The following is an 11,497-nucleotide window of genomic DNA, read 5'->3' on the forward strand; positions in this document are numbered from 1 at the left end:
GTTCCGCACCCTCTGGATTGCCGCGTCGCCTGCGGCTCCTCGCAATGACTGGGTTCGGATCTCACACCATCTTCGCGAAGCAGGCGTGCAGTTCCTGCACGAACAGCTCGGGCTGCTCCCACGCGGCGAAATGGCCGCCCTTGTCGAGCTCGTTCCAGTAGACGAGATTGGTCAGCGTCCGTTCGACCCAGGCACGCGGAGCGGGGAGAATCTCTTTCGGGAAGGCGCTCGCCCCGGCCGGCAGCGACACCGTTCCCGAACCGAATTTGGCGAAGCTTTCCCAATAGAGCCGCGCGGCCGAGGCTCCCGTCGCGGGCAACCAGTAGAGCATGATGTCGTCGAGCACCTGGTCCATCGACAGCGCATCCCACGGCGATCCGCTGTTGTCGGTCCAGTAATACACCTTCTCGAGGATCCACGCGGCGAGACCGACGGGGGAATCGACCAACGAATATCCGATCGTCTGCGGCCGCGTGCTTTGTTCCTTGGAATAGCCGGAATCCCATTCTTGGTAGAAGCCGAGCCGTTGCAGCGCCTTGAGCACCTTCGGGTCCTGGCTTTGCAGATCTTCCGGCCCCGGGCGACCAAGCGGCATGTTGAGGTGGATGCCTCTGCACCCCTCTGGCGCCAGCTGGCCGATGGCGGTGGTGACAGCGGCACCCCAGTCTCCACCCTGCGCAACCCAGTGGCCATAGCCAAGGCGGCGCATCAGTTCCGCCCAGTCGCGCGCAATTCTTTCGACGCCCCAACCCGTGGCCGAGGGCTTCTGCGAGAAGCCATAACCCGGTAATGACGGGGCCACGACGTGGAAGGCCATCGCCTCCGGGTCGGTGGGTTCGGTCAACTCGTCGATCACGCCAAGGAACTCGATCACCGACCCCGGCCAGCCATGCGTGATGATCAACGGTAGAGCGTCCACGCGCGAGGATCGCTTGTGCAGGAAGTGGATCGACAACCCGTCGATATTGGTGGTGAACTGGCCGATATCGTTGAGCCGCTTCTCGCAGCGCCGCCAGTCGTATTCGATCCGCCAATAGGCGACAAGTTCCTTGAGCGCGGCCAGCTTGGTGCCCTGCGACCAGTCGTCGACCGGTTCTTCTTCAGGCCAGCGGGTCTGGTCGAGCCGGTCGGCTAGCCGGACCAGTTCATCCTGCGGGACATCAAGGTGGAAAGGGCGGATCTCGCTCATGCCTACTCTCCTGTCGCCTTCCGTGAAGCCTCGACCACGCGGGTCATATCGGCAAGCAGTATCGTGCTCGTCGCCTTGGCCAGAACGGTCCCGTTGGCATCCTTCAGGTGGCCTTCGTAAAAGCTGGTCCGCTTGCCGTGCCGTTCGACCCAGGCTTCGGCGATAACCAGCCCGGGGCGCGTCGGCGCGAAGAAGCTGACCTTCAGCTCGAGTGTCATGGGAACGATGCCCGGCCCGTTCTTCGCCATCGCGGCATGAGCCATCGCTGCGTCGATCCATCCGCTGATGAATCCCCCCTGCACCACGCCGCCCGAATGGCATTGCTCGCGCTTGGCCTCATACTCCAGGCTCGCGCGTCCTTCGGGGTCGACCGATACGACCCGCACCAGTCCCATCGTCTCATGAAGCGAATGTCCGTCAGCCATGCTCTCTCCAGCAAATCGGGAAATTTAATTTCTCGCGATGCCCAAGCCTGTTTTGCTTTACAAGCCCGCCGTGCTTTCGCATAGCAACGCACATGCACAATGCACTCGGCCTTATTCTGCGACTTACACGCCCTTGGGCGTGATAGCTGGCGTGCCGAAGCGGGCGCGCTGAGCGCCCAAGGGATCGAAACCACCCCGAAGCTTCCGCAAATACCGAGATTTCAAATGTCCATGCTCCGCGACCCGAGCGTCAAGTACTCCGCCTTTCCGCAGGTGCCGCTGCCTGACCGGCAATGGCCAAGCCGAACGATCACAGCCCCGCCCCGCTGGCTGTCGACCGATTTGCGCGACGGCAACCAGGCGATCGTCGATCCGATGGACGCGCACAAGAAGAACCGTTTCTTCGACCTGCTCGTGCAGGTAGGCCTGAAGGAAATCGAGGTCGGTTTTCCGAGTGCCGGCGCGACCGAGTTCGATTTCATCTCAGGCCTCGTGCAATCGGGTCGCATTCCTGACGATGTCTTCGTGCAAGTGCTCACGCAAAGCCGCGAAGACCTGATCCGCACCAGCTTCGCCAGCCTGACAGGTGCAAAGCAGGCGATCGTCCATCTCTACAATGCAGTCAGCCCTGCCTGGCGCGAGGTCGTGTTCGGCATGACCAAGGACCAGGTGCGGGAAATCGCCGTAACCGGCGCCAAGATCATGCGCGACGAGGCGGCGAAGCAGCCCGGAACCGACTGGCATTTTGAATATTCGCCCGAGACCTTCTCCACCGCCGAACTCGATTTCAGCCTCGAGGTCTGCGAAGCGGTGATGGAGGTTCTCCAGCCCACCCCCGACCATCCGATAATCTTCAACCTGCCGGCAACGGTCGAAGCGGCAACGCCGAACATCTATGCCGACCAGGTCGAATATTTCATCCGCAACCTGCCCAATCGCGAGAGCGCGGTAATCAGCCTGCATACGCATAACGACCGCGGAACCGGCGTGGCTGCGGCGGAACTGGCGCTGATGGCAGGTGCCGACCGCGTCGAAGGCTGCCTGTTCGGCAACGGCGAGCGGACCGGCAATTGCTGCCTCGTGACCATGGCGCTCAACATGTACACGCAGGGCGTCGACCCGGGCCTCGACTTCTCGGACATCGATCGGGTGATCGAGACGGTCGAGTACTGCAATCAGATCCCCGTCCACCAACGCCATCCCTATGGTGGCGAACTGGTCTTCACCGCTTTTTCGGGCAGCCACCAGGACGCGATCAAGAAGGGCTTCGCCGCGCACGAGACGCAGAATTCGCCGGCCTGGCGCGTTCCCTATTTGCCGATCGACCCGGCCGACCTCGGTCGCAGCTACGAGGCGGTGATCCGCGTCAATTCACAGTCCGGCAAGGGCGGCTTCGCCTGGGTGCTTGAGCAGGACAAGGGTCTCAAGCTGCCCAAGCGGATGCAGGCCGATTTCAGCCCGCATGTGCAACGCATGGCAGACGAACTGGGCCGCGAGCTCAATGCGAGCGACATCTGGGATGCCTTCCGTCACGCCTATTACGTCAAGATGGAGCCGCGCCGCTTCCGCCTGGTCGATTATGAGGAAAGCCGTGCCAGCGACGGCACCCGCTTGTTCGCAGGCACCATCGAGGTCGATGGTAAGGAACAGAGCGTTTCAGGGCGCGGCAACGGCCTGATTTCGAGCGTGATGACCACGCTGCGCGATGCCTTCGGGGTCGAACTCGAGGTTGTCGACTACAACGAGCACGCACTCGGCGCAGGCACCAGCGCCAACGCCGCCGCCTACCTCGAATGCCGTACACCCGATGGCAAGACCGTCTGGGGCTGCGGTATCGACGAAGACGTCGCGACCGCCAGCGTGCGCGCCGTGCTCAGCGCGGCAAACTCCGCCGGTTGAGCTAGGTAACCGGTACGATACTCACTTCACGTGAGCGTCGTACCAGTCCAGCCAGCGCTTCAACCGGTCGACCTTGAAGCTCGGTCGGTTGATGCCGTGGAACTCGCCCGGGTAGATCACCATCCGCGTCTCGATCCCGCGCGAACGCAGGCCCTGATACATCTGTTCGGTCGCCAGCGTGGGCACGTTGACGTCCTCATCCCCCACCATGAACAGCGTGGGCGTCACGATGCGATCATTGTGCAGGAAGGGGTAGCTGAGCTTTTCCCAAACTTCCCGGTTCTCCCACGGATAGCCCAGTTCCACGTCGTATTCGTAGACGTAGTGATCGGTGCCATATCCGGCGAGGATATTGCCGATCGAGGCCCCGCTCATCGCCGCCTTGAACCGCGTATCGCGGGCGATGGTGTAATTGGTCAGCATGCCGCCATAGGACCAACCGCCGATAACCAGCTTGTCCGGATCGGCGATGCCTTCCGCCACCGCATGGTCGACCGCGGCCAGCACATCCTCGACGTCGACCGTGCCCCAGGCCGCATCGATCCCGGCGGCATGGGTCTGACCATAGCCGGTACTGCCGCGCGGGTTGACGGTAATGACCGCATATCCGCCACCCGAGAATATCTCGCGCATTATGTCGAAACTGACATCGAACTGCGAAGTCGGGCCACCATGAATATAGAGCATGGTCGGCACACGTGAGCCCTTGCGGTATCCCGGCGGCGTCTGGATGAAGCCGCGCACTTCGGCGCCATCCTTGCTGATGACGCTGATACGCTCGACCTTGCCCAGTTCGAGGTTCTTGGCAAACTCGGCATTGTGCGAAGTAAGTGCGCGAAGCTTGCCATTCTCCAGCGCATAGATCTCGTCGGGAGCGGTCAGCTGACCGACCCGCATCGCGACATGCCCGTTGGGCGATACTGTAGGCTCGGAAAATACCCACTCCCCGCTCTTCACATCGCTCACCGAACCGCCGACGGCCGGCACGCTGGCAAGCCGCTGGACACCGTCATCCTCGACGATGAAGCTGATCGTCGATCCATCGGAGGACCAGAAGGGATTGAGGACGTTGCGATCCAGCGCTTCGGTCAGCACACGTTCCTCGCCCCCACCAGAAGGGACCACCGCGAGGTCGGTCGTGGCATACCAGATAAGCGACGGGTCACCCGTGCGCAGATAGGCAATCTGCGAGCCGTCCGGACTCCATGCGGGATATGATCCAAAGCCGGGATCGCTGTCCGCACCTTCATACTTCGTGACCTGTTTCGGAGCCTGCCCTGGCTTCGCGACATCGGCAGTCCAAATATTGAAGTCCGGCGAGCGTTCGGCGTCAGGAAAACGACGCGAAACGAAGGCGACACGCTTTCCGTCAGGCGACCAGGCCGGCAGCGCTTCGTCGAAATCGCCATCAGTTAGGCGTTCCGCTTTGCCACTAACGAGATCGTAGAGCCAAAGGCGTTCACGACGATTGTCGAGATAGCCGACCCCGTCTTCCTTGAAGCGATAACGATCGATAACGATTGGTTCGGGGCGGTCCTCGCTGCCTTCTGTCTTCTTCGGCTTGGGATCCTGTACAATCAGCGCAAGCTTGGTCCCACTTGGCGAGAAAGCATAGTCTGTGACCGAGCCCATGATGCCGGGGATGGGAAAGGCTTCGCCGCCGAAGGTGGGCAGAAGCCAAAGTCGATTGGGAATTTCCTCACTCCCATCATCTTCCGGCCAACGTGAAGACAGGAAGGCGATTGCCTTCCCATTCGGGCTGAAGCGAGGCGTGAACTCACTTTCACCAACCCGCCAGGTGAGCGGTCGTGCGCCGGTGCCATCCCATCCGGCAATCCAGATGTGACTCTCGGCCTCATCATTCGCCGCATTGTCCGTTTCAACGGTATAGACGACCAAACTGCCATCGGGCGAAATTGCCGGCTCGGACACTTGCTGGATCCGAACCATGTCCTCCGGTTGCGCCCGCTCCGCCCAGGCGGCATGCGGAAGCGCCAGCGCCCAAAGGCCGGCGGAGAACAGAAGAACTCGCATCAATATCTCCTTGAACTTGGAGGGCCTTGCTTAAGGCAATCCGTGCGCTTGGCAATCTCGGCAGGCACGAAGTTTACAGTGGAGATTCGGCCATTCCCTACTCCACCCGCCTGGCTTAGTTATCCGACATGTCAGCCCGTCGCCTCTCCTGAATGGCTGATCCACATACTGTCCTGGGCCCGGCAAAATTCCTTGCCAGAACCCTGTTCCATGTGTTCCATCCAGCGGGGAAGGCCCCGGGGGAATCCGACATCGGTCCTACACGGTGCCAGGGAGACAGCCTCAAATGACCGAAGAAATCCTCGAGCCAGATCTGCCGATCGTCGATCCGCACCATCACTTGTGGGACCTGCGTCCGTTGATGGGTGCGTTTCCCGAACCACGGCACGATTTCCTCGAGGCAATCGCAGGGGCAGCTTATTACACTTTCGACGAACTCCACGCCGACACGCATAGCGGCCACAATGTGGTGGCGACTGTCTTCATGGAATGCGGAGCGTTTTACGATTCAAGCCGAGGCGAGGCGCTCAAACCGGTGGGAGAGGTCGAATTCGTCAACGGCGTTGCCGCCCAGGGCGCGAGTGGCCTTTATGGCGATTACCGTCCCTGTGCCGCGATCGTCGGCCATGCCGACCTGACGCTGGGCGATGCGGTGAAACCGGTAGTGGAGGCTCTGATCGCCGCTGGTAATGGGCGGTTCTGCGGCATTCGCCATGCCGCCGCATGGGATGCCGATCCCGAGGTGCTCGGGCCGCCCTTCCACGCACCACAGGGTCTCTACGGCAGTGACGCTTTCCGTGCCGGTTTCGCAGCCTATGCCGATTATGGTCTGACCTTCGATGCCTGGCTGCTCGAGCCGCAGCTGGGCGATGTACTGGAACTGGCGAAAGCCTTCCCCGACCAGCAGATTGTGCTCGACCATTGCGGCACACCGCTCAACATCGCCAGCTATCGTGGCAAGCTGCACGAGCGTTTCGACGCCTGGCGCCATTCGATCCACGCAATTGCCGAATGCCCCAACGTCTCGGTTAAACTGGGCGGACTGGCCATGGCGTTCTGCGGTCTACCTGAAGACGGACCGGCAAAGGGCCACGGATCAGAACATCTTGCCGCGCTCTGGCGCCCCTATGTCGATACCTGCATCGACGCCTTCGGCCCCGATCGCGCCATGTTCGAAAGCAATTACCCGGTGGATCGCTGGGGGGCGAGCTACGCGGTATTGTGGAACGCTTTCAAACGATTGGCGCAGGGCGCCAGCCCCGATGAGAAGCGCGCGCTGTTTTCCGGAACCGCAGCGCGCATCTACGGCATAGAACACCTGCTCGATTGAAGCTGACGTTTACGTAACGTCACGCTCGACAAGCGCCCGCGCGCACCATAAGCCATACCCAAGTTTCAGAATGCAACGGAGATAACGGATGTCCCTTCCCGCCCCTTTTGATCGGATGCGCCTGCCCGTCATCGGTTCGCCACTGTTCATCGTATCGGGGCCGGAACTGGTCATCGCCCAGTGCAAGGCGGGCATCGTCGGCAGCTTTCCCGCGCTCAATGCGCGCCCGCAAAGCCAGCTCGACGAATGGCTCCACCAGATCACCGAGGAACTGGCCGCGCACAATCGCGCCAACCCCGATCGTCCGGCGGCGCCCTTCGCAGTCAACCAGATCGTTCATAAGTCGAATGACCGGCTCGATGCCGATATGGCGACTTGCGCGAAGTGGCAGGTGCCGCTCGTGATCACCTCGCTCGGCGCGCTGGAAGACGTGTTCTCTGCCGTCAAAGGCTGGGGCGGCATCACCATGCATGACGTGATCAACGACCGTTTCGCCCGCAAGGCGATCGAAAAGGGTGCTACCGGTCTGATCCCAGTCGCCGCCGGCGCCGGCGGGCATGCCGGCGTGCTCAGTCCTTTTGCACTGATGCAGGAAATCCGCAGCTGGTTCGACGGCCTCGTCGCGCTCTCAGGTTCGATCGCCCACGGCCGTTCGATCCTTGCCGCACAGGCGCTAGGCGCGGACTTCGCCTATATTGGTTCGCCCTGGATCGCGACCACCGAGGCTAACGCTGACCAGCGCTACAAGGACGCCATCGTCGAAGGCAGTGCGAGCGGTATCGTCTACACCAACCTCTTCACCGGCGTGCACGGCAACTACCTGCGGTCAAGCATCGAGGCGGCCGGGCTCAACCCCGACGATTTGCCGCAGAGCGACCCGTCGAAAATGAACTTCGGCAGCGGTGGCAATACCAAGGCCAAGGCGTGGAAGGATATTTGGGGTTCGGGTCAAGGTATCGGCACGGTCACCGAAACCGCTCCGGTCGAAGCCACTGTTGCTCGCCTGGAGCGCGAGTATGAAGCGGCCAAGGTGGCGCTGGCGAAAGCGACTGCCTAGGATAGATCGACCCGGACTACTGCACCATCCGCCGATGGCTCTAGGTGTATCGGCTTCCTTCCGGGAATTTCGAGCGTGATCGGGCCATCGACCGGCCCGATCGCGACGAGCTCATGAATGAGCAGCCAGGCAAGGTCCGTCGCATGCCCGCTGCCTTGCGCCTCACCGATAGGTAGCTGGATCTCCTGGCCAATGAAGTGACCAAGGCCGCTGCTGCATAATCTACCGGGAGCAACCTCGCCCAAACGTACCAGGCTCTTCGCCGGGAACCTGCCCCCGCCAATCCAATCAGCGACAATCCGGCTGAAGCCAGCTTGTGGCATCACAACGCCCGAAACGGTCCAGCAAACGCCCACCACTCCATCGAGCCGATCAACAAGGTCGAGTGCCAATGCCAGCTGGGTCCGCACAATCGGAAGGCTGGATGCCCCTTCGGCCAAATGCGGACCCGGAAAGAGCCCAATCGCTTCGCTCGATTCTGTCGCGAGGCGGTGCTTGTCATCCACGGGGCAAAGGTCAGCGGGAAGCGCAAGCGATGGACCAGGGCTCAAGCCAACCAGGTCAAAGGTCAGCCCGTCGCGGCATAGCTCAAGCCAGGTATGGTCGAAACAGCTGGTGTCGCCCTCCCCTCCAAATCCGATCAACGAAGGCGGTACAACACCAGTGGGATCATGGGTTATCGAATTGCGATCTGAGCAATTCAGCGTCTCAGCTATCTGATCCTTGTTCGGTCGATTTTTGCTGCCGAACAGCAAGAGCAATCCGGGCTGATCACAATTCGCACTTGCGAAGGAATGGGTGATTGTCATCCAAGAGAAGCTACAGTCTGCAGCCTGCAGTTCCACTCCCGACCTGTTGAAAAATATGGATAAATGTTCAAATCGGAGCGAACTCCATCACACGCCAAGCCGACGTTGCCCGCATCGGCTAGAATATCCCGAGCTGGATACCTTCCATCAAGGACGCACCGAGAAGGCGGGCATTTTCCAAAGCCTCGGCATTTGGCACCTTCGGAGCGAGAATTTCTTCCGGAGTTTGCGCTGCCATATTGACGATCGAGGGTTCGGCGACACGCCGCAAGCGCCATCCCGTGGCGATCCGGTCGATCTGGCGCTGGGCCCCCTCTCCGTCCGATCCTGCGGCAATAATCGTGGCATAGGGCCGGCCCTCAACCTGGCCGAGGACCGGGTAATAACAACGATCGAACATTTCCTTCATCGCCCCGCTCATGGTCGCGAGGTTTTCGGGGCAGGCGAAGAGGAAGCCCTGTGCCGCCAGTAGATGTTCCGGCTCGACCTCTTCCGCACGCAACAAGAGCGCCTGCTCGCCTGCGCCAAGCGCTGCGGCGTGCGCCAGCGCCTTGGCAGTCCCGGTCCGACTATGCCACGCGATCAGGAGCAATGGATTATCCATGGCGCCAACATCGCGGGCACTTGTCGATTGTCAATCGCCGTAGCCTTTCGCAGCAGCGCATCGAGGGTTAGACTTGTCCCATGGCCTCCCAAGCACTCTCGCATGTTTTCGGCGTAACCCAATCGCTGACTGGTCGTGCCTGGCGTTGGCGCGGCGGCAACATGGAACTGGGGAGCGGTCTCGGCTCGGGTCAGGACATTGTCGACCAGCTGTTGCTTGCGAGAGGAGTGGAGCGTGACGATCTTGCCCGCCATCGTAACCCCACCCTGCGTGCGTTTCTGCCTGATCCTTCTGCCTTCCGCGACATGGACAGCGCCGCAGATCGCATCGCACAGGCGGTGCTGAGCAAGGAACGGATCACGATCTACGGCGACTATGACGTCGACGGAGCAACCAGTTCGGCCTTGCTGATCCGCCTGCTGCGCGAGCTGGGTCTTGAGGCAGACTATTATATCCCCGACCGCCTGCTTGAAGGGTACGGCCCGTCAGGCGAGGCGCTGGTGCGGCTCGGCCAGCAAGGCAGCAGCCTGATTGTGACGGTCGATTGTGGGGCCATGGCGCACGAAGCGCTTGCCATGGCCCACGATGCCGGGATCGACGTGATTGTCGTAGACCACCACAAATGCGCCGCCGAGCTTCCGCGAGCACTGGCTCTGGTCAATCCCAATCGACTGGACGAGGAAGATCTTGCTGCCGCCCACGGCCATCTTGCTGCGGTAGGGGTCGCGTTCCTCCTTGCGATCGCCGTGGTCCGGACATTGCGTGCGCAGGGGTACTTCGAGAGTCGCAAGGAACCTGACCTGCTGGCGCTGCTCGACCTCGTTGCATTGGGCACAGTGGCCGATGTCGCCGCGTTGCACGGGCTCAATCGAGCCTTCGTGGCGCAGGGGCTCAAGGTAATGGCGCGGCGCGACAACACTGGAATGTCGGCCCTGATCGATGCGAGCAGGCTGAAGCGGGCACCCGCCTGTTCCGATCTGGGCTTCGCTCTTGGGCCACGCATCAACGCCGGTGGTCGTGTGGGCGAATCGACACTTGGCGTGCGGCTGTTGACCACCGAAGACCCAGACGAAGCTCGCTCAATCGCTGCCCAGCTTTCCGCGCTCAACGAAGAACGCCGCGCGATCGAAGCCACCGTACAGGAAGCCGCCGAAGAGCAGTTGGCCGCCCAACACAACCGGGCGGTGCACCTGCTGGCAGGTGAAGGCTGGCACCCCGGCGTGATCGGGATCGTTGCCGGACGCATCAAGGAAAAGACCGGCAAGCCATCTCTGGTGATCGCGCTCGATAAAGCGGAGGGCCAGGGCAAGGGCTCCGGTCGCTCGATCGCGGGGGTCGATCTTGGAGCCGCAATCATCCGCGCAAGAAACGAGGGTTTGCTAGTGGCTGGCGGCGGGCATGCCATGGCGGCCGGTCTGACGGTCGCAAGCGACAAGGTAGAAGCGCTGGCAGAATGGCTTGATACTGAGCTGGAAGGTGCCGTTGCGCGCGCCTCGGCGGAACGCGAGATGCTGCTCGACGTGGCCGTCGCCCCGGGAGGCCTGGTCCCCGAACTGGTCGAATCACTCGAAGCCGGTGGACCTTATGGCATGGGATGGCCCGGTCCACGTGTTGCCGTGGGTCCGGTAAGGCTCGTGAAGTGCGACATAGTGGGAACCGATCACGTCCGTATCATTGCTGCTGGTGACGACGGGCGCAGCTTCAAGGGCATCGCTTTCCGCGCGGCAGAAAGCGAGTTGGGTCAGGCATTACTTCATGGGGCGCAGGGCCGCCGCCTGTGGCTGGCGGGCCGGGTCAAGATCGACGACTGGGGTAGCCGCCCTGCAGCCGAACTCCACCTTGAGGACGCGGCCTGGGCCTGATCCACACTCGCGTTGCAAGCCAGTGACATTGTAGGGTTGACGCCCGCAGGTCTCCCCCCTAAGTGCGCCGCCACGCCACCGATGTGGCCCCTTCGTCTAGCGGTCAGGACGCGGCCCTTTCACGGCTGAAACACGGGTTCGATTCCCGTAGGGGTCACCAAGGTGCGGTAATTGACGAGGCTCTGCCCTTTGGCATGACGCCTCCAGGCTCAGGCCCCTTCGTCTAGCGGTCAGGACGCGGCCCTCTCACGGCTGAAACACGGGTTCGATTCCCGTAGGGGTCACCAG

At 61.8% G+C, this 11,497-nt stretch carries 9 protein-coding genes and 2 tRNA genes; 6 read left to right on the plus strand and 5 right to left on the minus strand.

Annotation, left to right across the window (positions count from 1 at the left end; genetic code table 11):
- Window positions 1-61 precede the first annotated feature (61 nt).
- Together AAFM29_RS14965 and AAFM29_RS14970 are read right to left on the minus strand one after the other, a co-directional pair.
- Window positions 62-1,189 carry an epoxide hydrolase gene (locus AAFM29_RS14965; protein WP_341713587.1) on the minus strand — a complete coding sequence of 376 codons (1,128 nt, stop codon included), beginning with the start codon at window positions 1,187-1,189 and terminating at the stop codon, window positions 62-64.
- A gap of 2 nt (window positions 1,190-1,191) precedes the next feature.
- Complete coding sequence (locus AAFM29_RS14970) at window positions 1,192-1,614, minus strand: PaaI family thioesterase (RefSeq protein WP_341713588.1); 423 nt, start codon at window positions 1,612-1,614, stop codon at window positions 1,192-1,194.
- Between the two features lie 225 nt (window positions 1,615-1,839).
- Here AAFM29_RS14970 and leuA point away from each other — a divergent pair, with 225 nt between their 5' ends.
- Window positions 1,840-3,513 carry a 2-isopropylmalate synthase gene (gene leuA / locus AAFM29_RS14975; protein ID WP_341713589.1) on the plus strand — a complete coding sequence of 558 codons (1,674 nt, stop codon included), beginning with the start codon at window positions 1,840-1,842 and terminating at the stop codon, window positions 3,511-3,513.
- A gap of 21 nt (window positions 3,514-3,534) precedes the next feature.
- Here leuA and AAFM29_RS14980 read toward each other — a convergent pair whose 3' ends face one another.
- A complete protein-coding gene (locus AAFM29_RS14980; RefSeq protein ID WP_341713590.1) occupies window positions 3,535-5,547 on the minus strand; it encodes a S9 family peptidase in 2,013 nt (670 codons plus the stop codon).
- Window positions 5,548-5,833: 286 nt separating this feature from the next.
- Here AAFM29_RS14980 and AAFM29_RS14985 point away from each other — a divergent pair, with 286 nt between their 5' ends.
- Both AAFM29_RS14985 and AAFM29_RS14990 read left to right on the plus strand, forming a co-directional pair.
- The gene (locus tag AAFM29_RS14985; RefSeq protein WP_341713591.1) at window positions 5,834-6,877 is read left to right on the plus strand and encodes an amidohydrolase family protein; all 1,044 of its coding nucleotides are present in this window, start codon (window positions 5,834-5,836) and stop codon (window positions 6,875-6,877) included.
- A gap of 88 nt (window positions 6,878-6,965) precedes the next feature.
- Window positions 6,966-7,934, plus strand: coding sequence for a nitronate monooxygenase family protein (locus tag AAFM29_RS14990; RefSeq protein WP_341713592.1), 969 nt, complete (start codon window positions 6,966-6,968; stop codon window positions 7,932-7,934).
- Here AAFM29_RS14990 and AAFM29_RS14995 read toward each other — a convergent pair.
- Complete coding sequence (locus tag AAFM29_RS14995) at window positions 7,931-8,440, minus strand: hypothetical protein (protein WP_341713593.1); 510 nt, start codon at window positions 8,438-8,440, stop codon at window positions 7,931-7,933. The genes AAFM29_RS14990 and AAFM29_RS14995 overlap by 4 nt on opposite strands.
- Window positions 8,441-8,861: 421 nt before the next feature.
- Window positions 8,862-9,347 carry an NAD(P)H-dependent oxidoreductase gene (locus tag AAFM29_RS15000; protein ID WP_341713594.1) on the minus strand — a complete coding sequence of 162 codons (486 nt, stop codon included), beginning with the start codon at window positions 9,345-9,347 and terminating at the stop codon, window positions 8,862-8,864.
- Between the two features lie 80 nt (window positions 9,348-9,427).
- Between AAFM29_RS15000 and recJ the strand changes: the two genes are divergently transcribed.
- The 3 genes from recJ to AAFM29_RS15015 all read left to right on the plus strand — a co-directional run bounded on the left by recJ (window position 9,428) and on the right by AAFM29_RS15015 (window position 11,496).
- Window positions 9,428-11,209: a single-stranded-DNA-specific exonuclease RecJ gene (gene recJ / locus AAFM29_RS15005; protein ID WP_341713595.1), complete on the plus strand. Its 1,782-nt coding sequence runs from the start codon at window positions 9,428-9,430 to the stop codon at window positions 11,207-11,209.
- Window positions 11,210-11,294: 85 nt separating this feature from the next.
- Window positions 11,295-11,369 (plus strand) — tRNA-Glu (locus tag AAFM29_RS15010).
- Between the two features lie 52 nt (window positions 11,370-11,421).
- Window positions 11,422-11,496, plus strand: a tRNA-Glu gene (locus AAFM29_RS15015).
- The last annotated feature ends 1 nt before the right edge of the window (window position 11,497 follow it).

The organism is Erythrobacter sp. (assembly GCF_038133525.1).
Classification (GTDB): domain Bacteria; phylum Pseudomonadota; class Alphaproteobacteria; order Sphingomonadales; family Sphingomonadaceae; genus Qipengyuania.